Source organism: Aquipluma nitroreducens (genome assembly GCF_009689585.1).
Classification (GTDB): domain Bacteria; phylum Bacteroidota; class Bacteroidia; order Bacteroidales; family Prolixibacteraceae; genus Aquipluma; species Aquipluma nitroreducens.
The window spans coordinates 782,271-803,634 of record NZ_AP018694.1 but is presented as its reverse complement, the minus strand read 5'-3'; the positions used below and the strand labels follow the sequence as shown (position 1 = coordinate 803,634).

Sequence of the window (21,364 nt, the reverse complement as noted above, 5' to 3'; positions counted from 1 at the left end):
AATTATATACTGCTAAACTACTAAAAATCGATTAGGTAAGAATTGTGTTAACTAATTTTCAGGTTAGTTCCATCAATTTTTACGGTGTATGTTTTCAAAGAATTTGGAGCTGGGCCCTGCAAAACCGTTCCGCTAATACTGTAAATGGAGCCATGGCATGGACATTTAATTTTATCATCAGTGCTACTGTAGGCTACTGTACAGCTTTGATGGGTACAGACACTCGACATGGCAACATACGCTGATGTGCCTGTCCGAATAATGATGATGTTGCCGCTGTATGCAAACCCCCCAACTGTTTTTAATGCGGCAAAGTCGTTCGACGTTAAATCGATAGTTGTAGTTCCTCCAGTATTGGTTCCTCCGCTAGGATCAGTAGGCTGTGGATCACTCGATTTGCTGCATGAATTCAGTAATGCGGGCGCCAAAAACAATAAACTTCCGCTGATTAACGCTTTGCTGAAAAATTCTTTTCTGTCCATTTTTAATGTGTTTGAAGTTTATAACTTGAAAATACACTCATGAGTTTTCTGTTTTGGTAGGAGATGTGATGACGAAAAATTTCTATTTGAGTCACAAAAATTAAACAACATGATGAGTTAATGGTTCAATTGTTCAATTCAAATAGGCAAGCGGGTTAAACTTTAAAAATTGCTATTTGTTACTTTATTACTTACTTTAAAAAACTGAAAAACCAATCATTCAACAATGGATAAATTTTCACAAGTGGGAAATCAGGAAATCGCCGCCATCGAAGAAATGTATTCTTCGTATCTTGTTGATCCTGAATCTGTAGATTCAAGCTGGAAAAATTTCTTTGCAGGGTTCGAATTTGCCCGTAAAAATTTTGCTGATAACAAAGTTTTAGCACACGACGAAAAGATTGATAAGGAATTTGCAATTCTTAACCTTATTCATGGTTATCGTCAACGTGGTCATTTATTTACCAAGACCAATCCTGTTAGGTCTCGCAGAAAGTACTCCCCAACACTGGACATCGAAAACTTTGGGTTACTGAAATCTGATCTGGATACTGTTTTTCAGGCAGGGAATAGTATTGGCATCGGCCCGGCAACCCTTCGTGCGATTATAGAACATCTTGAAGCGACCTATTGTGAGTCGATAGGCGTTGAATATGTTTTTATGCGCGATCCGGCATTGATTGATTGGCTGAAATCTAAAATGGAATCGACCCGAAATTCGGAAAATTTCACTCCTGAAAAACGAAATCATATATACTATCACCTGAAACTAGCGGTTGGATTCGAGAATTTCATTCATAAAAAATTTGTTGGGCAAAAGCGGTTCTCACTTGAAGGTGGTGAAGCGCTGATTCCGGCTCTTGATGCCGTTATTGAGCATGGTTCGGACCTTGGTATTCAGGATTTTGTAGTTGGAATGTCGCATCGTGGTCGTTTAAATGTTCTGGCAAATATCCTAAAAAAGCCTTACGAGCATATTTTTAAAGAGTTTGTAGGTAAGGAATATGAGCAGGATATTTCGCTTGGCGATGTCAAATACCATTTGGGGTACGAGAATGATGTGGAAACCGATTCTGGAAAGAAAGTTCATCTGAGCCTGATGCCCAATCCATCCCATCTTGAAACAGTGGGAGCTTTGGTTCAGGGAATGTCCCGCTCTCGAATTGACATCAAATACGAAGGCAATTTCGAAAAAGTAGCTCCAATTGTCATTCATGGCGATGCTGCAATTGCTACACAGGGTATTGTTTACGAAGTGATTCAGATGTCGCAGTTGGATGGTTACAAAACCGGTGGAACCATTCATTTGGTGATTAATAATCAGGTTGGATTTACAACCAATTATTTGGATGCCCGATCGAGTACCTACTGTACCGACGTAGCCAAAGTGACCCGTTCGCCTGTATTTCATGTGAATGGCGATGATGTGGAGGCCATCATTTTTACCGTCAAACTGGCGATGGAATTCCGGCAAAAATATCATTCAGATGTATTTATTGATATTTTGTGTTATCGTAAATACGGGCACAATGAAGGCGATGAGCCTCGTTTTACTCAGCCGCTATTGTATAAAGCGATCGAAAAACATCAGAACCCTCGTGATATTTATGCCGAAAAACTAGCTGCACATGGAGTGATGTCTCTTGATGAAACTTCGAAGCTAAATCATGAATTTGATCAATATTTGGAAGCAAAATATCAGGAGTCTGAAAAAATAGATAAGGTTAAAGTTCGCCAGTTTCTGAATAGTGAGTATCGGGCTTTTGATAATCCGGCTAAAAAGAATTTGCTGAAATCAGTAAAAACGGGCGTTGCAAAAAGTGAATTGTTTCGCATTGCCGAAAGAATAAATTCACTTCCGGCGGATAAAAAATTCTTTAAAAAGATTGACCGGATTGTGGAAGACCGCCGCATGATGATGATGGATAACCGCATGGATTGGGCGATGGCCGAGTTGCTTGCATACGGAACTTTGCTCGAAGAGGGCTTTCCTGTTAGGCTGAGTGGTCAGGATTCGGAACGTGGAACTTTTGCACACCGGCATGCTTCGTTTGTTGTTGAAGATACCGATGAAAAGTATTTCCCATTGAAGAATATTAGCGATAAACAGGCTGAATTCCATGTTTTTAATTCGTTATTGTCAGAGTATGGTGTCCTCGGATTCGAATATGGTTACTCGCTTGCCAATCCTCATGGTTTGACCATTTGGGAAGCTCAGTTCGGCGATTTTGCCAATGTTGCTCAGGTTATTTTCGACCAGTATATCTCCTCGGCATACGAGAAATGGGGAATGATGAATAGCCTGGTTTTGTATCTTCCTCATGGCTACGAAGGTCAGGGTCCGGAACATTCAAGCGGACGTATTGAACGATTTTTAAATTTGACGGCCGATAACAATATGCAGGTTGTTGTTCCAACGACTCCGACCAATATGTTCCATTTGCTTCGTCGCCATTTGCATTGGAATGTTCGTATTCCTCTCGTCATTTTCACGCCTAAGAGTCTGCTGCGACATCCAATGGTAACTTCGTCGGTTGATGAATTGGCTGAAGGTTCATTCCACGAAATCATTGAAGACACAGTGCATCATCCCGAAGTAATTCAGAAACTTGTTTTTACCTACGGAAAATTGTATTACGATTTGCACAAACGTATGGCTGAAGAAGGGGTTACAAATATGGCCATCGTCAGGGTAGAGCAATTATTTCCGCTACCGATTGACCAGATTAAATCTATCATTGCCAAATATCCGAAGCTTGAAAACGTTTACTGGGTGCAGGACGAACCGTCGAATATGGGCGCATGGTCTCACATTCAGCGTTTTTTGCCAGATGTGCCTTTTACACTAATCTCACGTTCGGCAAGTGCAAGTCCGGCCGGTGGTTTAATGTTTCAGCACAATACCCGGTTAAAGAAAATAATGGATACCGTTTTCGAAGAAAAAGTTTTAGCTTAGAAGGGTGATGGGAGAATGGAGAACGGAAATGGAAAACCCGTAACTCGAATCCTGCAACTCGCAACAATTAAAGAAAAATCGAAAATCAATACTACTCAAAATGTTAATCGAAATCAAAGTGCCAACACCAGGTGAATCAATTACTGAAGTTGAACTCGGGAAATGGCTGGTTGCTGACGGTGATCTTGTTGAAAAGGATCAGGAGGTAGCTGAAATAGAATCGGACAAAGCCACATTGACTTTGTCAGCAACAGAAAGTGGACAAATTAAAATACAAATTCAGGAAGGAGAGCGAGTTGCTGTTGGCGCAATTGCCTGCACTATCGATACCAGTTTTGTTGTGGAACGAAAGCCGGAGAAGGAACCCATTGCTTCCGAACTTTTTGTGAAGCCTCAAGAAGCTGTAGTTTCAGAACCTGAAAAGAAAAGTGTAGCGAAAGCAGCTGTTAAACCTGAGGATTCAAACGTAAAGGTTACTCCGGTAGCCCGTGAAATGATGGAGGAAAACAATCTCTCGATGGACGAAGTTTTGAGCGGATTGCACCGGATTTCGAAAGGCGACATTGAAGCTGTGTTGGCACTTCCGAAGATTGACAAGCTCACTTCGACAAGCTCAGTGAGCGGTGTTCCGTTCGCTGAGCCTGTCGAAGCGAAAGCATTTTCACGCGAGGAAAAACGAGAGAAAATGACTTCTTTGCGACGCAAGTTGAGTGAACGTTTGGTGGCGGTAAAGAACGAAACGGCCATGCTCACCACTTTTAATGAAATTGACATGAGCAGGGTGATGGAGATGCGCACAAAACTTCAGGATAAGTTTGTCGGGAAATATGGCTTGAAACTGGGTTTTATGTCCATTTTTAGTAAAGCAGTGGCTGAGGCTATGCAATTTCATCCAACAATTAATGCTCAAATCGATGGCGAAGAAATTATTTCTCCTGAATTTGTGGATATCGGAATTGCAGTGCAAACGCCAAAAGGCCTGATGGTTCCGATTATCCGGAATACAGAAAGTAAAACAATAGCTGAAATAGAAATTGAATTAAAAGTGCTGGCCGAAAAAGCCCGAACTAAAAAGATAACCGTTGAGGAACTTACGGGTGGAACATTTACAATTACCAATGGTGGAACTTTTGGTTCATTGATGTCGACGCCAATTATTAATCCACCTCAGTCGGCTATTTTAGGGATGCACAACATTGTTGATCGTCCAATTGCTGTGAACGGACAAGTTGTGATCCGTCCGATGATGTACGTGGCTCTATCGTACGATCACCGCATCATCGACGGGAAAGATTCCGTGGGTTTCCTGGTGAAAATAAAAGAACTGATTGAGAATCCGGAACGATTGCTCACCAGTGGGCGGAATCCGGAGGAAATCTTGTTGGGTTTGTAAGAATTTAATGTGAGTTCGTCATCCTGAACTTGTTTCAGGATCACATCCGTTTTATTTCAGATCCCGAAATAAATTCGGGATGACTTGATTCGCGAATATCCCGAATTTTGAAACAGTCTCTTTTTTGATTTCAGGAGGTAGGTTTTGTTTGAATCTTTGTACATTTACCAATCAACCTAAAATATGTTCTATGAAGCCACTTTTTTTTCTCAGTTTAATTCTGGCCATCTTGACTTCATGTTCTCAAAATAAGGCTCCGGAAACCAAACATCATTCAGATTTTCATTTTGCCGAAGTTAATAAATCCACTTTCGAGCGAACAGAATTGGTTTACATCCCGATTTACAGCGATATTTATTACATCGATTCTAAACATACATTTTCGCTTACGGCAACATTAAGTATTCGGAATACTTCTTTTAAGGATTCCATCTATCTTTTTTCGATTGATTATTACAATTCGACGGGGGAAAAGGTGCGCCGTTACAACGAATCTACTCTACTAGTCAAACCTATGGAGTCAGTTGATTTTGTTGTTGAAAATAAGGATGATACCGGTGGAGTCGGAGCCAGTTTTGTGGTAGAGTGGGGGGCAGCGAAATCAGAAGCTCAAAGACCCTATTTTCAAGGTGTAATGATTGGAACAACGGGGCAGCAGGGTATATCGTTTACGACCGAAGGAGTTGTTATTCAGAAGTAACCAGGAAATCGTGTCCTTGCCAATTGACGCGAAGCCAACTACTACAAAGGACTGCTGATGAAAACCAGACACAACTTTCAGTCTTATTTGTTTAATTCTGTGTCTTTGTTCCAAATGGGATGGTCAATCCAAGCCATGGAATGGCAATAAAACTTCCAATATCACCTCCAATGGGTATGAATGCACCGAAGTCTAATCCGGTATGTTTGATTATCCGGCGACCTCCCAATGACATCAGAACCATGAAGTTGTCCGGAGTCCCAATGAAATAGTTCTCAGTAATGAAATAACCTTTAGCTCCGGTTCGAATCATTCCGCTGATGTTAATTGTTGGATTGCTTGCCATTTCTCCGCCGGCATAACCCCAGCCTAAGCCTATATTCAGGTTTTGGTCTTTCGATCCGAATGTGGCAATTCCATATAAAATTCCAAATCCGGCTTTTGATTCTCCGACAACGGTTCCCATAAGGGCACCAATACCCAAATTGAATTTGTTTTCAACAACAGGAACCGAAAATTTGACTGTTATCCATGCCGGTGTATATGACGATGCAAAAAGAAATAGTGGAACAGTGCCTATCCCGGCTGAAAAATGGTTGGTTATGCCATAAACAGCCTGATTAAAAAGAACCCACACGTTTTGGTAATAACCTTCTCCTTGCTTAAGGCTATAGCCGTTAGGTGCCCAAAAGTAACGAGTCTCCTGAGGATTATCAAGCCAGTAGGTCCCATTTTTTGATTGAACCGCCGTGAGTTGCGAAATTTTTTTTATTTCAGATTGCGGAATTGTAATCTCCCCGAGTTTGTCGGTTTTTATCCGGATTGTTTCAGATGTTTGATTCAGGATAATTCCAAAATACTCGTTGCCATCAATTGTTTCTATTTGATATTTGGTAGAGTCTTGAGTATTCTGTGAGTAGGACAATTTTGGAATTCCGCTTAAAATAACAATTAACAGGATGAGTACTGATAATGTTTTTTTCATGTTTGTAGGAATTAAAAATGATATACCAAATCATTCATCACAACTCATTTCAATCCAAATTGTTCACGGTATTTGGTGCAGAATAATTTTCAGAAAATTGAGCATAAAAAAGCCACTCGCATGTGAGGACGAGTGGCTCTATCTGTTTGTTTGAAAATGCTTGAGTTCTGTATTTATAAACGGTTAATAAATTTATTCTGAAACTACTTCGAAGCCTAATTCAACGATTACTTCTTTGTGTAATTTGATTTTGGCAGTATAGTTTCCAACTTCTTTAACACTGTCGTCTGAAATCATAATCTGTTTGCGGTCGATTTCAAATCCTTTGGCATTGATAGCTTCAGCTAACATGATGGTATTAACCGAACCGAAAATCTTTCCGGTTGAGCTAGTTTTTGCACCAATAACCAGTTGAACAGTCTTGAGTTTCTCCGCAATACTTAAAGCAAGATCTTTTAATTTTGCTTCTTTGTGAGCTCTTTGTTTAATATTTTCAGCCAAAACTTTTTTTGCTGATCCGGTGGCGATTACAGCCAGTTTCTGAGGAATCAAAAAGTTGCGGCCAAATCCGTCTTTAACAGTAATAACATCATCTTTCGACCCTAGTCGTGCGACGTCCTGTAATAATATAATTTCCATTTTTTATTCAGCTTTTAAAATTATTTCATCATATCAGTAACATATGGCAGTAACGCGATATGACGTGCTCTTTTAACTGCTTTGGCCACTTTGCGTTGATACTTCAAAGAGGTTCCGGTAATACGACGAGGTAAAATTTTACCTTGCTCGTTTAAGAATTTTTTCAAAAATTCACCGTCTTTGTAGTCAATGAATTTGATTTTGTTCTTTTTAAAGCGGCAATACTTTTTCTTTTTGATTTCAACCGATGGTGGGGTCAAATATCTGATTTCACTTGAATTTGCTGACATCGTTTAGTTCTCCTTTTCAGTTTTAGCTTTTGTTTTGTTTCTTCTTTTTTCGCTGTAAGCAACGGCATGTTTATCCTTGCTGAAAGTCAGGAAACGGATAATACGTTCGTCGCGTCTGAATTGAGTTTCCCAGATTTTTGCAAACGATGGGTCGGCGGCAAATTCGAAGAGCTGATAGAACCCTGTCGATTTTTTTTGAATGGGATAAGCTAATTTGCGTAATCCCCAGTCCTCTTCATTGACCATCTCTCCACCATGTTCGGTGATGATGTCTCTGAATTTTTTTACCGTTTCCTTTACCTGAATATCAGATAAAACGGGAGTAATAATGAAAACGGTTTCATACTGGTTTTTCATAAAACTTCTGAATTAATTATACATGAATACTTTATACCTAAAAATAGGAGGCGCAAAAATAGAAATAATTCGCTATTATTCAAACAGGTCGATAAAAAGATTCTACAATTAGTTCTCAATTAGTGAAAATTGACTCTTTATCGTTCTATTGGTTCATTTGACATGCAATTGATATTGTAGTCAACAGTTGGTTTTAAAGTGGACCGTTTAAAGTATTTCAGCTATTTCTTTCAGGTAATTAACCTTTTCAAGTAATCCTGCCTGTTTGTAATCGTAGCTAAGTTTTTCGACCAGTCGTTTAATTACAATCCGGTCGGGACAAGGTTCAGGTTGATGGTTATTTTCCTGGTTTTCGGCTGATTGACGCAAGTAATCGACTTCCTTCGGTCCAATAATCGCCCCTTTATTCGATGGGTTAATATAGAACAGAATTTGGCTGTTGCTGCCTTCTTCATTCACCAATCTGGCCATATCCTTATCGAAATAACCCACTAACGGGTTGTTGTCAAAATCGATGTAATGGACGGGAAGATTGAGTGAGCGCGCGATTAAAGTATAGATAATCGTGATTGAAATGGGATTGCCTCTTCGTGTATCCAATACACGATTGATGTAGGAGTTTTGTGGTAATTCGGTATTGTCGCGGTTAATTTTAAATTTGTAGTGATCGAAGAAAATGTGGTTCAGAATGGTGATTTTCTCAAGTGAAGTCAGCGAATTCTTGAATTCGAGCCAAACATCTTTTCTGATTTTCTCGAGTTGAATCTGAATGGATTTGAGTTTTAGCTCCGGATACTGGTAACGTGAAATCAAAAATATCCCTTCAAATAGATCGAGCGTTTCCTGGCTGGCCCAATTTTTAATTTTGTTTTTGGTGTCGTTAAGCTGAATTTGCTGAATAATGAGCTCAATCCGTTGCTGAACCAACTCTTCAAAACTGGTTTCCCAAATGTGTTCCAGACGATCAACAATCGAAATATCCTCCTTTAGTATTTCAACTAAAACAAGATTAAAGACTGAATCATCAGGATCGTCAAGTAGTTTTATCAGAGAGTCCAGCTTGAGCTCATTCATATTTGCTTTTGTTTAACTTGTTAAGCGATCAAGTACCAGTTTAATCAATGTTTCCATCGATTGATGATAATCCGAGTTTGCTTCCTTTTTTAAGCGGTTGGCAATAATCAGGCAAATGGTCAAAGCTTCGTGCCCGAGTAGTTTCGACAATCCATAAATAGCCGAACATTCCATTTCGAAGTTGGTTATTTTATGTCCTTCGAACACGAATGATTCAATTTTTTCATTCAAGTCAGGATCAGCCAACGGTAATCTTAAAACTCTTCCCTGTGGACCGTAAAATCCAGGCGCCGAAATGGTCACTCCTGCGATTGTGTCATCGCGATGCATCTTTTTCAGAAGTAATTCGGAGCAATTAACCACATACGGTGATGTTAATTGCTTGCCCCATTCGGTATGCTTTCTGAAAGCCTCCTCAAATGCCAGATCTGAAACCGAGTTGCGGTTGGCATAAAAGTTCAGCAGACCGTCAAATCCAATGGCTTTTTGGGAAATAACAAATGAATTTACACCCAGATAATCCTGAAGTCCTCCTGAAGTTCCGATCCGGATAAAATTTAATTTGCGGTGAACCGGATTAATCTCGCGGGTGACCAAATTAATGTTGGCCAGCGCATCCAGTTCGTTGACTACAATGTCGATATTGTCGGTTCCAATGCCGGTTGAAACAATGGTAACGCGTTGATTATTGTATTTCCCGGTTGTTGAAACAAATTCGCGGTTCTGCACCTGAAATTCGATTTCAGTGAGTAGTTTTCCAATCAGCTCAACCCTTCCCGGGTCGCCAACCAGAATGATATTGTCTGCAATTTGTTCAGGTTTAAGGTGCAAATGGAAAATACTTCCATCAGCATTTATAATGAGTTCGGACGACTTGATCATTTTCGATTTTTTTGTTTGCCTAAACTAGATAAAATGGATTTAAAAGTCAATTATTTTCAACGAAATCGTTGCTATTCGGTTCATTTCAGGCTTATTCGGGTTTGTTTTTCAGAAATAACGTTGATCGGCTTAAGTAAAGTTCATTTCTCCTGAAATAAATTCGGGTATCAAACCTTGATTGGGAGGGTTTATTATTTTTGTAAATCATGAGAAAGATTAAAAATATTCACCTGAACGACGATCCGGAAATCTATCAGTGCTTTGGATGCTCTCCTTATAATGAATTTGGATTACACCTCGAATTTTGGGAAGACGGCGACGAAGTGGTTTCATTCTGGAATCCCCGTCCGATTTTGCAGAGTTATCCGAAAGTTTTGCATGGTGGAATTCAGTCGACTTTGCTTGACGAAATTGCAGGTTGGGTGGTGTATGTTAAATGCGGAACGGTTGGTGTAACCGCTGAAATGAAAGTCAGGTTTAAAAAGCCGTTGATGATCGATCAGGGCGAAATTACAATTCGGGCAAAACTGTTGGAACAAAACAAACGAATGGCAACGATTCAATCCCGATTGATCAATTCTTTAGGTGTGGTTTGTGCCGAAGCCGAACTGCGATTTTTTCTCTTGTCTGAAACCGAGGCTCGCGAGAAATATCATTATCCGGGCGTTGAAGCGTTTTTTGAATGAGAACTAAAGTCGGAAGACCGGAAACCGGAGTCCGAAGACGGAAGAGCTGCTCCTTGTTAGCATTCGACTTGAGTTTTGTCAGACGCTTGTCATTATAAAACTTTTAACTTTCAACATTGAACATTAAACTTATTATTTATGAAGCAATTATTCTTTGTATTTGTTTTCTTTTTGTTGGGTAGCAACGGTTGGGCACAATCCAAATTTATACCTGCCAGCAATACCTACATCCGGTACGTTGGGCGGTTCGATTTTTCAAATCCGCAGGAAGTGAGGTTCGACTGGTCGGGCGTTTACATCCAATTCAGTTTCAGAAGTGCCGAATGTTCGGTTAAAATGAGCGACACCGGTCACAATTATTACAATGTTTTTGTTGATGATCAGCCTGTAAAAATTTTTGACGTTAAAAGTGATACGACATTGGTTCTCGGTTCCGAACTTGGTACGCAAATCCACAACGTTCAGATTTACAAGCGAACCGAAGGAAATCAGGGACTGGGCACATTTAAAGGAATTCTTCTTTCTGAAAATGGAGAAATGCTTCCATGGAAAGAGATTCCAGTTCGCAAAATCGAATTTATTGGCAACTCAATTACCTGTGGTTATGGAACCGAAGGGCTTTCGAAAGGCGAACATTTTAAACCATCGACTGAAAACAATTATCAGAGTTATGCGCCAATCATGGCACGTGCCTTTAATGCCGATTACCACATTGTAGCACATTCGGGCGAAGGTGTTGTGCGCAATTATGGATACAAGGAAAAAGTTTCGCCAACAGGAACAATGCCTGCCCGGTTTAACCGGTTATTTGATGAAAAAGATTCACCCAGTTGGAATTTTGATCAATGGAAACCTGATTTGGTCGTAATCAATTTGGGAACCAACGATTTCAGCACTCAGCCTTTTCCCGATAAGGTCGTTTTCAAGAAAGGGTATGAAAACCTGATCAATGATGTTCGCAAGCAATACGGTGATCTTCCAATATTTTGCATTGTAGGCCCGATGATTGATGAACCTTGCTACTCATATGTAAAGGAAATGGTTGAAGATTTCAGGAACGTAGCTCAAAAAAAGAATATCTATTTTGTAGGAATCCCAAGTTATCTGACAAATCCTGAAAAAGATTTAGGATCGGACTATCACCCCAATTATTCAGGGCAACGTAAAATGGCAGCACATGTTTTGCCGGTAATCTCGAGTGTTTTGGGGTGGGATTATAAAAACAGTGAGCTTTAAAATAAATCGGTTGGGGAACAAAAACCTGAAATTTGTTTCAGTTTTGCTTTTAAGAAGCTATTTTTGTTGATGTCTGGAAATGACAAATTTTCTAAATCAACTAAAAATTTCATTATGAGTTTAAAATTGAACGTAAAAAAATCATTGACTTTTATTGCTTTGGCTGTTTTTATTGCCGGAGGTTTCTCTTCGTGTACGCCTCCAAAACCAGCGAAAGAAGTAGGCCTTCAATTGTATTCTGTTCGCGATAGCATGAAATCGGATCCCAAAGGTACTGTTGAGAAAGTTGGCGCCATGGGTTACAAACTGGTTGAAGCTGCCGGATACAGTGATGGTAAATTCTATGGCATGGAGCCTGCCGAGTTTAAAGCATTGTGCGATGCCAATGGTACGAATTTCTTTTCTTCACATTGTGGACAAGCCGTTCCTGACTCTGCAGGTTGGGCTGCTTCAATGGAATGGTGGGATACTTGTATTGCCGCTCACAAAGCTGCCGGAGTAAAATACATTGTTCAGCCATTTATGGATAAAGTTGGTTACGAAAGCATTGCCGGAACCAAACGTTATTGCGATTATTTCAATGCTATTGGTGAAAAATGTAATGCTGCCGGAATCCGTTTCGGTTACCACAATCACTCAGGCGAATTTAAAGATGTGGACGGAGAAACAATCTACGATTTCATGTTGAAAAATACCGATCCTGCTAAAGTGATGTTCGAAATGGATTTGTATTGGATTACCGAAGGCGGTAAAAATCCGGTTGACTATTTCAACGCATATCCTGGCCGTTTCGAATTGTGGCACGTGAAAGACAAACGTGAATTGGGCGGTGCCGATGCAGTTATGGATTTCAAACCAATCTTTGCGAATGCTGAAAAAGCAGGTATGAAAAAAATTGTTGTTGAAGTGGAAGAATTCAATTCAAATCCAATCGACGGTGTAAAACAATCGCTTGATTTTTTGCAAAATGCAGAATATGTGAAATAAGCTGACGATTTTAAGATAAGCAAGAAGAGCAACTTTACCCTTGGGTGATGTTGCTCTTTCTTTTTGCGTGAAAATTTGATCAATTACTATTTGGGGGGACATTCATTTAAAATGCATAAATAGCTGATGGTCAGAACAAGAAGAATCGGTTTCGTTGTATAGACACAACAGATCGCATCGCTATCATTCCATGTTTTAAATTACTGATAATGTTGTTTTTATAATCTGGTTGATCAGGCTAATTTTTAGCTTGTCCAAATCGATCAAAGCCATGCCTTTTTGCTTCAGAATATTCATCTCGATTAACTCTTTTTGTCCCATTACCAGGAATTCAAAATCATCGCTGGTCATTTCACCTGAGGCCAACTGGACAGTCCAGGCCTGAAGGTTTTGCTTTAAATTTTCAAGCAGGTTCTGTGCGTCAGTTTCTGCCTCCTTCTTAAATTGTCCGACTGAAGTGATTGCCAAATTGCTTACTTCTTTTTTTAGCTGTTCAAATAAGGTTTTAAAATCGAAAGTTGCCATAGTGTCGTTGTTTTAAGAGTTAAATGTCAGAAGCTTTTATTTTTTTGCTTTCCAGTCCTGCAATCTGATCAAAAGCTTTATCGACCAGTTTTTTGGCCTCGGTGACGAATGTTTTGTTTAATGTCTTTTGAGTTTCCCATCTTTTGAGGAATCCGCCCAACAAATGGCCTTCCGGATTTAGAAGAATATCCCACTGTTTCAGCGTGATTTCATTCTTTGGCCTGTTCTTTTCGTATTCGTATATCTTCTGAAGCTGAGTCTGAAGCTCTTTCACTTCTTTTGAATGAGTGGCAAAGTCAGTGGTTGCCAATTCCATTACGTTTAAAGCATCAACTTTAACCGAAGTGGTGTAAACGTAGGCTTGCTGATCGAAGTTCGAGATCGTTGCACAGGCGACAACAGCAAACATTCCGAAGATGAAAGCAATTGTCTTGAAATTAAACGGGATTCTGATTGTTTTCATAGATATAGAATTTAGGTTTCGATTTATACGACTGTGTTGTTTATTGGTTAACAGTCTGTTTTGATGAACATCGCGAGGTGATAATTGGTTCACCGGGTTCAATATTGGTTTTGTAAATTCGGTTCACCCCAAACCCTGAAGGGAGTTCGAAAAATCAAAAATCACCCTTCAGGAGCGGGGTAAATTTTTGATTTTTATGTGCCATTCCAAATTTTAAACAGTTTCTTTAGATTTAATTCGTAATCTGCCTGGATAAATCTTTAGTTTGGCCAGTATTAAGTAATGGGAATGAAATAATGTCGCATTTGAATTCATGCTTTTATCCCGACTCACCCCGCGCATCTGCGATGCTTTTCCCCTCTCTCGCGAGAGAGGGGCAGAACGTCCGCTTGCGGACGTTGGGGTGAGTACTTTTTAAAATACGACAATAAATAGTTCCTATTACTTATTTAATGCGGTTTAGAATTTCTTTTCCAGAGTCAAAATATTCAGAAATAATTTTCTCACATACTTTATTCCCATTTTCACCATTTGTAAATATTATTATTCCTTTTTTTGACTTTGGTAAAAGGAATATTTTGGTGTTTTGCCCACGGTTACTGCCAGAATGATACAATGCATAACCTCCATTCGACAAATTTTTTATCAAAAACCAACCTAACCCAACCTCATTCCCGTTATTTAACAAAGCTTGTTTTTGAATCATTTCATTTTGTACTTCAGGAGACAGATAGTTTCCTTTCAGTATTGCGATGACAAATTTCCCATAATCTTCAACTGTTGTCAGAACTAAGTTTGAAGCATTTGCCGAATACCACTTTTCCTTTGCATAAAGTTTCCCCTCTGTATCATATCTATCCGCATAGAGGGTTGAATCCACAGTATTATCCCAATAAAATCGTGTATTATTCATGCCTAACGGTTTAAATAGTAAGGAATCAACTAATCTTTCAATTGGAGTATTGAATTTAACCTCTAAAGCTTTCCGAAGGTATTCGAAACCTTCACCAGAATACTTCCATTGCGTACCTGGTTCAAATGCAAATGATAATTTCCCATTAGGTTCGTGACCTCTCCAATTAGGTAAGCCCGATTGGTGACTAAGTACATGACGGGTTGTTAGTTTTCTATTTAAAGTATCGTTTACAACATCGGGGTCAGTCCAGTAATGGCACAGGGGTTCATCCAGTTGCCATTGTCCATCGCTAACCAATTTTAGTGTTGTCATGGATATTAAGGGCTTGGTCAAGGATGCTATGTTGAATAGTGTGTTTTCGGGTGCAGGAGAATGATACTCAATATTTCCGATCATTTTTATCTGCTGAATTTTTGCATCTTCAATAATACAGATACCAACTGTGGGTACATTTTCATTTTTCATCCAATTTAAAATGGAATCATTGCTCGAAATTGGAAAGGGTTTTGTTGAAAATGCCGGTAGAATTGCGAAGAGCGTTAACATACCTGTGACGAATAGAATAACTTTTTTTGAGTGTATTTTCATTTTCATTGACTTTATTCCAAAGACGATAGTCACAAATAAATGTTGCATATGCTGAGGGTTCATGGCTTTCCTCTCACCGCAGGAAGCCATACGCAGAGGCAGATTGCAGGCGATTTAGCTTCGCCGATTTTCAATTCCTGTCAAGCCGAAAAGCAGCCCGGGCGAAAAGATGCCCACCGAAAACCACTGCTACCGCACTTGACGGGTAGCTGATGTTATAGGGCGTTTTCATTTTCTTACTTTTAAAATTTTCTCTATCTCGTCAGATATAATAAGCATCTTCCCTTGTTGAAATGTATAAACTAAATAAAGCATTAAAGACGTAAATAAGATTCCCGCAATGCCGATTCCAATTGAAAGTAAACTACCTGTCAAAATGGGAAGAACTGTCCAACCGATGAGCCAAATAGAAATTAAAAAAACTAACCGATATGAAATAAAGTAAGTTATCTCAAGACTATTTTCACTCTCTAAAAACTTTCCAAAAATTGTCAATGGAACGCCACGATAGAAAACAAAGAAGTTTAGATTCCTAAATACTATAAATCTCGACACAAAATATCCCATTCTCAAATCGGGTAAAAACACATAATTTCCTTCTTTTTCCGAATATATTCCATCCAAATTTGTCCAGTTACTGAAATGATGAGAAATCTCTCTTTTATAAATTTTAAAACCATAGTCAAAGTACCGCAGATTAAATCGATGAAGACCAGTCAATTCTATAATTGTCACGGTAAGATAGATAACTAATAGTGATATTAAAATTGCCTCAAAATTCATTTTAAATTTTCTTTCAATTTATCTCAGTTCTCTCAAAATTGCGATGCAAATCAAATGCCCTATAACGTAGGAAGCTACACGCAGGGGCGGATTGCGGGCGATTTCCTGTCAAGCCGAAAAGCAGTTTGGGCGGAAAGATGCCCACCGAAAACCACCGCTGCCGCACTTGAGGGTAGCTGAAGTTGGCAGCAGGGCTTTAGTTCTTTCTCAATTTATATCCAAATTTGTCATTAATCAATTTATTTGAAATAGATTCAATAATAACTTTTCCAGTGATGTCCGTTGCAAAATATTTGCCCGATTTCTCTACGTATACCGTGTCTAATGCTCTATCTGTCAAATATGGCCATTCCCACAGAATCTGTTCATATTGAATTGGATGAACAATCTCATTTTTCCAATTAATGGTGCCATAAACGCCATTTTTCCGAACTTTTATTAAAATATCATTGTCAACAAAGATTTTATCATATACAGTTGGAATTACAATTTTTCCTTCCCTGCTTATTAATCCTTCTTTTCCATCTTTGATCACAAAATGCTCTTTGGGGCCATATTCAACCCAATTTGAAATTTTATCATATTCGAATGGAATGATAATTTTCTTTGTCCTTGTAATTATTCCATAACGACTGTTCTTTTTTGCAATAAAGTTGTTTTCGTCATAAAAACATTGTTCTATTTCTTCATACTCCATTGGAAATATTTCCTTTAAACTTTGCTTGTCAATTACCCCATAAAATTTGTCTTTTTGTAAAATAATATAATCCCAATCTTTGTTAGAGATAATGTTTTTGTATTCAAAGGGCAATTTAATATCTCCATTACTATTTATTAAGCCATATAAACCACCCCTTTTAGCAATCGTAAAGCTGTTCCCTTCGAATAAGTTGATTTCTTCAAATTCGACGGGAAGTGTTACTTTCCCAACCTTGTTAATTACTCCAAATCGATTACCTTTTTTAGCAATAAATACTGCCTGTATACTATCCTTTAACCTGCAATAATCTCTTTCAAATGAATCATAACTTATGTCAGAAATAAACTCACTCTTTTCGTTTAGGATGCCGTATCTACCGTCCTTTTTGGCATAAAACTCATCATAAAATCCTTGATATGGCCCTCTTGGGTGCTCAATTAATGAATACTCGCAAGGAATTACAATTTTCCCCATAGAATCTATTATGCCATAATAATTCTCTTTTTTTACGATGGCAAAACCATATTCTGTAATAGGTTCAGCTTTTGTGAAATAACCAAAATCCGCTACAATTTGTAAATTGCGATTTAGATACCGATACTGATCACCTTTTCGAACTAAAAGAAGACCATTAAACAGATATTTCTCATTGAAATAATCAAAATTATTTGAGGTACCATAAATTTCGTCATAAATGAAGTCCGTAAGTTGCTTTCCTTTATTATTAAAAATCGCCCATTTGTTTTTATCAAAGGCAAAAATAAATTCAGTTTCCATTTTATGACAATCTACTTGTGAATACTGAATAGGAACCACTTGTTCTCCTTTTTTGTTGATAAAGCCCCATTTGCCAGCTTTTGAAGCCTCAGATAAGCCTGATTTATAGAAATACCTTTCTTCATCATATTGAAATGGAATTATTACTTCACCTTTTCTGTCAATAAAACCGTATTTCCCATTTTTCTTGGCTGGTGCTAAATCTTCAGAAAATACGCTAAGGTCATCATACTCAAATGGGATTAGAATATTTTGTTTTATGTCGATATAGCCACATTTCTCTTCTAATTGAGCGAAAATCATTCCTTCTTCATCAATCGGGTTAAGAAATTTATATTTTCCGAGCGGTATTATTGTATCACCATAATTATCTATAAATCCCCACGAATTATCATCACTGATTCTTTCGTATGAAATCGAGTTTCTTCTATTATTTGATTTTTCACTCTGCGTATAGCAAGATGTTAAAATCGTAAGAATTATCAATATTATGCAAATTTGTTTCATCGTGTGTGTGTCTAGCCTTGCTGCCAACTAATAATTAGCGGCAGGTTTATAGTACTTTTTTTGATTGTTCTATAATTCTGAATTCGCTATATACTGTTATAAGTGTTTGATTTTTATGTTGTGTTAAAAGTAATGGGTTATGCTTATATTCAAAAACGATTGGTCTCTTTTTTATGATAATTTTTCATTTCATTGGTCGTATGCAAAGAAACTGATCCGATGACCTCAGGGGCACCGGATCAGTCAACACCGATTTGCCCGATTATTCGCTTGCAGCTTGATTGGCTTCGGGTTCTTTGGCTTTTGTGGTGGCCAAACGGGCGTAGGTTTTGCGCAGTTCGTCCATTTGTTTAAACAGGGCGGTATAAATATCGGTAGGCGTGTAGTTCACCGCTTGCTCTATGGCCAGGCAAAACTGTTCGTAACTGGTTTGTGCATCGCGTCGCAAACTGCTGGCCGATGGGCCATTGGTGGCAGCTTCGTGCTCGTTGCGGGTTTGGTACAACACACCAAATGCTACATTTACAGTTTCCAGCCCGGTCATCATATCGGTAATTCCAAGGGTAGCGGCCTGTGCTTTTAATGGCTCGCTCGCGTTGAACTTACTAAACAGCTCGTTCATAACTCCTGTCTGGGTATTCATGGCTCTATCTTTGAAATTCTAGTACGGACGCAGAAAAGATTCTATATTTTCTGCTGCTGCTTTCTTTTCCGGATCGCGACCTTTTAATGCGGTGGTCACGTTGCGTTTAACTTCAGCAAACCGATCTTCGCGCTCGGCCCTCATTTCAATAACTTGAGGGGTCAGCGCATTTTTCAACGACTTGTTCATTTGAACACCCATGGCGTTGTTGTTGGTTTCTAGTTGGGCAAGGATTGCTTTGGGTAATTTGCCAATACTTTCTTTTACAGGGGTCGCAGACTCAACAGTTGATTTGTTTAGCGAAAACAGATCTTCAATCGTCAGACCAGTTAAATGTACAATTGTCATTTCTTGTAATTGCATAAATTTAGTTTTTAAATGGTTAAACATGAATCAGAATATTTGAATTTGCTTTTTGTTCGTTTTCATTGGTTTGTAACTTCTATGTTTTGAAACAAGCTCTCCCGCCGCGGGATGATGCTGAAATATTCGGAGGAAGCTTCTCCCCAACCGGGATTATGCTGAAATATTCGGAGGAAGCTTCTCCCGCCTCGGGGTGATGCTGAAATATTCAGAGGAATCCTCTTCCGTTTCGGGATGATGCTGAAATATTCGGAGGAAGCTTCTCCACGACCGGGACGATGCTTTTATACTTTTATTTGCTGTTACTAAAATTGGTTTTGTACTGTTCCTAACCGAAGTATCATCCTGAATGTAATGTACTGATGCAGAAAGAAAACGGTTAGAGCTAATTTACAAAAAAAATAACAAAATTAGATTGTTCGTGCTACATATTTTTTTTATGAATATCCGATTGCATATCGAATACTCAGGGAAATCGATTAAAAAACGGAACTATCGGTTAGTTGGTTTTATCAGGATTTCGGTGAATCTTGTGCTCACAATTTTTCAGCCACGAAGTGGCTAAATTTGAATAAGAGGTTGTATCAAAAGTCAAAATTTCACAAATTCAACTTTTAAATTGTAAGTTCAACTTCATTTCACCCCTCCAAACCTCCCCTGAAGGGGCGGCTTTGAAGTCCCCTTCAGGGGATTTAGGGGTTTTAACAGTATCGGTACTTTCAAATTGTAAGTTTTTGAAAAAACATAATCACTTTTGATACAGCCTCATACCGCAACGACTTGACCAGAACCCTGAAAGGGTTCAACTGATTTATATTGAACCCTTTCAGGGTTCTGGTCTTGATAGGCTTGCTTCCACCGGTTACAACCGGTGGTTATTCAGATTAAAACCTTTCAGGTTTAAAAACCGTTTTGGCCATACCGTATCATGTTGTAAAAACCCATTAAACCGCTAAGTCCGTTAAAAAAAATACCATGTTGGTTTGCATCATTCACCAGACGAATTTATCGCAGAGGGATAACATAGGTATAGAAAAAGAACCTACCGCAAGCCTAATCAACCCCGGATGGGGTCGAACTTTCAGGTTGCATCGCTATTTCTATAAACATCTGATCTCTCCGGGGTCGTTTTTTGTTCGATGCTAACGAGTAAATCAGACAATCGTTTTTTTAACGATTTTGCTGTGTTAAGTAATAGGAAAGATAAAATGTCACATTTCTATTTCTCGACTCACCCCGAACTCGCTTTGCTCGCTCCGCCCCTCTCTCGCGAGAGAGGGGAAAAGTCACCATAGGTGGCTTGGGGTGAGTACCTTGAAAATACGACAATAAATACTTCTCATTACTTACTTAGTTACTTAGGAGCTACATTCAAAATTTGGAGAACTGTATTATTTCCACGGATTGTCGGATAGCATTTTTGTAAGTAAATGGTTTGTATTATATTTATCCTCTTGAAAAATCAAAAATCAATAAAATCTAAACAAACCAAAAAATAGTAACAATGAGTACATTGACAAACAGAAGAGAGTTTTTTAAAATTTCAGCCGTAGGCGCTATTGGCTTAACCGTTCTGGGGCCACTGGGCTGTGCACCTAAAGTAGTTGATCGGAAAACCTTTGGCGTAGGTATCCAGTTGTACACCGTTCGCGATGCCATGGCAGCCGATGTTGCCGGAACGCTGAAGAAATTATCGGACCTCGGGTACAAAAATCTTGAACTGGCAAGTTATGCCGATGGTAAATTTTATGGATTTGCCCCTAAAGAGTTCAAAAAAATGGTAAACGATCTTGGAATGGATATTATTAGCAGCCACGCCGGGGTTGAATCGAAAGGTATTACAATGGACAGCGCTAAAATGATGGCCGACGCACATGCCGAATTGGCTGTTAAATATTGCGTTCAGCCATGGGTAAACGATGAAGACCGTACCATTGAAAAATTCAAGCAAATGGTTGGCGATTGGAATCAAGTGGGTAAGATTATGAAAGAAACAGGCATTCAGTTTGGATACCACAATCATAATTTCGAATTTAAAAATATGGATGGCATAGTTCCTTATTATGACATTTATATGAAGGAATTGGATCCGAATTATGTAACCATGGAACTCGACCTGTTCTGGGCAAATAAGGCAGGTCAAGACCCGGTTGAAATGTTCAAGAAATACCCGGGACGCTTCCAGCTTTTACACTTTAAAGATATGCACACCAAACAAGAACCTTTCTTTGATGTAATTAAAGACGATGTTTGCGAAGTTGGCGCAGGTGTTATCGATTTTAAAACCATCTGGAAATCGAAAGATATTGCAGGTGCGAAATATCTCTTTGTTGAAGACGACAATCAAGGTAACGGAAAAACTTTCGAAACGCTTGAAACAAGTATCAGCAACATTACAACCAAGATTTTGGTGTAAACTGCATTCGCTATTC

General features: G+C 38.9%; 21 protein-coding genes. 7 read left to right on the top strand and 14 right to left on the bottom strand.

What is annotated here, in order from left to right; translation table 11 throughout:
* Nucleotides 1-47: 47 nt before the first annotated feature.
* Nucleotides 48-482: a QcrA and Rieske domain-containing protein gene (locus AQPE_RS03320; RefSeq protein ID WP_318349629.1), complete on the bottom strand. Its 435-nt coding sequence runs from the start codon at nucleotides 480-482 to the stop codon at nucleotides 48-50.
* Between the two features lie 226 nt (nucleotides 483-708).
* Between AQPE_RS03320 and AQPE_RS03315 the strand changes: the two genes are divergently transcribed.
* The 3 genes from AQPE_RS03315 to AQPE_RS03305 all read left to right on the top strand — a co-directional run bounded on the left by AQPE_RS03315 (nucleotide 709) and on the right by AQPE_RS03305 (nucleotide 5,531).
* Entirely contained in the window at nucleotides 709-3,438 is a 2,730-nt protein-coding gene (locus AQPE_RS03315; RefSeq protein WP_318349628.1) for a 2-oxoglutarate dehydrogenase E1 component, read from the top strand.
* 100 nt (nucleotides 3,439-3,538) lie between these two features.
* Nucleotides 3,539-4,831 (top strand): 2-oxoglutarate dehydrogenase complex dihydrolipoyllysine-residue succinyltransferase, encoded by a 1,293-nt coding sequence (gene odhB, locus AQPE_RS03310; RefSeq protein ID WP_318349627.1) that lies wholly within the window; start codon nucleotides 3,539-3,541, stop codon nucleotides 4,829-4,831.
* A 190-nt stretch (nucleotides 4,832-5,021) separates the two neighbouring features.
* Nucleotides 5,022-5,531: a DUF3124 domain-containing protein gene (locus AQPE_RS03305; protein ID WP_318349626.1), complete on the top strand. Its 510-nt coding sequence runs from the start codon at nucleotides 5,022-5,024 to the stop codon at nucleotides 5,529-5,531.
* A 91-nt stretch (nucleotides 5,532-5,622) separates the two neighbouring features.
* Here the strand turns inward: AQPE_RS03305 and AQPE_RS03300 are convergent, their stop codons facing one another.
* The 6 genes from AQPE_RS03300 to AQPE_RS03275 form a co-directional block, all read right to left on the bottom strand.
* Nucleotides 5,623-6,516: a hypothetical protein gene (locus AQPE_RS03300; RefSeq protein ID WP_318349625.1), complete on the bottom strand. Its 894-nt coding sequence runs from the start codon at nucleotides 6,514-6,516 to the stop codon at nucleotides 5,623-5,625.
* A 192-nt stretch (nucleotides 6,517-6,708) separates the two neighbouring features.
* Nucleotides 6,709-7,155, bottom strand: a complete 447-nt coding sequence (gene rplI / locus AQPE_RS03295; RefSeq protein WP_318349624.1) for a 50S ribosomal protein L9 — start codon at nucleotides 7,153-7,155, stop codon at nucleotides 6,709-6,711.
* Nucleotides 7,156-7,175: 20 nt separating this feature from the next.
* Nucleotides 7,176-7,445, bottom strand: coding sequence for a 30S ribosomal protein S18 (gene rpsR, locus AQPE_RS03290; protein ID WP_318349623.1), 270 nt, complete (start codon nucleotides 7,443-7,445; stop codon nucleotides 7,176-7,178).
* A 3-nt stretch (nucleotides 7,446-7,448) separates the two neighbouring features.
* Nucleotides 7,449-7,802: a 30S ribosomal protein S6 gene (gene rpsF, locus AQPE_RS03285; protein WP_318349622.1), complete on the bottom strand. Its 354-nt coding sequence runs from the start codon at nucleotides 7,800-7,802 to the stop codon at nucleotides 7,449-7,451.
* Nucleotides 7,803-8,009: 207 nt separating this feature from the next.
* Complete coding sequence (locus AQPE_RS03280; protein ID WP_318349621.1) at nucleotides 8,010-8,876, bottom strand: transglutaminase-like domain-containing protein; 867 nt, start codon at nucleotides 8,874-8,876, stop codon at nucleotides 8,010-8,012.
* Between the two features lie 12 nt (nucleotides 8,877-8,888).
* A complete protein-coding gene (locus AQPE_RS03275; RefSeq protein ID WP_318349620.1) occupies nucleotides 8,889-9,758 on the bottom strand; it encodes a nucleoside phosphorylase in 870 nt (289 codons plus the stop codon).
* A gap of 206 nt (nucleotides 9,759-9,964) precedes the next feature.
* On the opposite strand from AQPE_RS03275, the gene AQPE_RS03270 reads away from it, so the two are divergent.
* The 3 genes from AQPE_RS03270 to AQPE_RS03260 all read left to right on the top strand — a co-directional run bounded on the left by AQPE_RS03270 (nucleotide 9,965) and on the right by AQPE_RS03260 (nucleotide 12,667).
* Nucleotides 9,965-10,444 (top strand): PaaI family thioesterase, encoded by a 480-nt coding sequence (locus tag AQPE_RS03270; protein WP_318349619.1) that lies wholly within the window; start codon nucleotides 9,965-9,967, stop codon nucleotides 10,442-10,444.
* A gap of 138 nt (nucleotides 10,445-10,582) precedes the next feature.
* On the top strand, nucleotides 10,583-11,680 hold the full coding sequence (locus AQPE_RS03265) for an SGNH/GDSL hydrolase family protein (RefSeq protein ID WP_318349618.1): 1,098 nt from the start codon (nucleotides 10,583-10,585) through the stop codon (nucleotides 11,678-11,680).
* Nucleotides 11,681-11,794: 114 nt separating this feature from the next.
* Nucleotides 11,795-12,667: a sugar phosphate isomerase/epimerase family protein gene (locus AQPE_RS03260; protein ID WP_318349617.1), complete on the top strand. Its 873-nt coding sequence runs from the start codon at nucleotides 11,795-11,797 to the stop codon at nucleotides 12,665-12,667.
* Nucleotides 12,668-12,862: 195 nt separating this feature from the next.
* On the opposite strand, the gene AQPE_RS03255 is transcribed toward AQPE_RS03260, so the two are convergent.
* The 7 genes from AQPE_RS03255 to AQPE_RS03225 form a co-directional block, all read right to left on the bottom strand.
* Entirely contained in the window at nucleotides 12,863-13,192 is a 330-nt protein-coding gene (locus AQPE_RS03255; protein WP_318349616.1) for a hypothetical protein, read from the bottom strand.
* Between the two features lie 19 nt (nucleotides 13,193-13,211).
* Nucleotides 13,212-13,655, bottom strand: coding sequence for a hypothetical protein (locus tag AQPE_RS03250; protein ID WP_318349615.1), 444 nt, complete (start codon nucleotides 13,653-13,655; stop codon nucleotides 13,212-13,214).
* A 445-nt stretch (nucleotides 13,656-14,100) separates the two neighbouring features.
* The gene (locus AQPE_RS03245) at nucleotides 14,101-15,207 is read right to left on the bottom strand and encodes a serine hydrolase domain-containing protein (protein ID WP_318349614.1); all 1,107 of its coding nucleotides are present in this window, start codon (nucleotides 15,205-15,207) and stop codon (nucleotides 14,101-14,103) included.
* A gap of 180 nt (nucleotides 15,208-15,387) precedes the next feature.
* On the bottom strand, nucleotides 15,388-15,942 hold the full coding sequence (locus tag AQPE_RS03240) for a hypothetical protein (protein ID WP_318349613.1): 555 nt from the start codon (nucleotides 15,940-15,942) through the stop codon (nucleotides 15,388-15,390).
* Nucleotides 15,943-16,138: 196 nt separating this feature from the next.
* Complete coding sequence (locus AQPE_RS03235) at nucleotides 16,139-17,926, bottom strand: WG repeat-containing protein (RefSeq protein ID WP_318349612.1); 1,788 nt, start codon at nucleotides 17,924-17,926, stop codon at nucleotides 16,139-16,141.
* A gap of 262 nt (nucleotides 17,927-18,188) precedes the next feature.
* Nucleotides 18,189-18,569 carry a DUF6261 family protein gene (locus AQPE_RS03230; protein ID WP_318349611.1) on the bottom strand — a complete coding sequence of 127 codons (381 nt, stop codon included), beginning with the start codon at nucleotides 18,567-18,569 and terminating at the stop codon, nucleotides 18,189-18,191.
* Nucleotides 18,570-18,587: 18 nt separating this feature from the next.
* Nucleotides 18,588-18,932, bottom strand: a complete 345-nt coding sequence (locus tag AQPE_RS03225; protein ID WP_318349610.1) for a hypothetical protein — start codon at nucleotides 18,930-18,932, stop codon at nucleotides 18,588-18,590.
* A 1,504-nt stretch (nucleotides 18,933-20,436) separates the two neighbouring features.
* Between AQPE_RS03225 and AQPE_RS03220 the strand changes: the two genes are divergently transcribed.
* Nucleotides 20,437-21,348, top strand: a complete 912-nt coding sequence (locus tag AQPE_RS03220; RefSeq protein ID WP_318349609.1) for a sugar phosphate isomerase/epimerase family protein — start codon at nucleotides 20,437-20,439, stop codon at nucleotides 21,346-21,348.
* Nucleotides 21,349-21,364 lie beyond the last annotated feature (16 nt).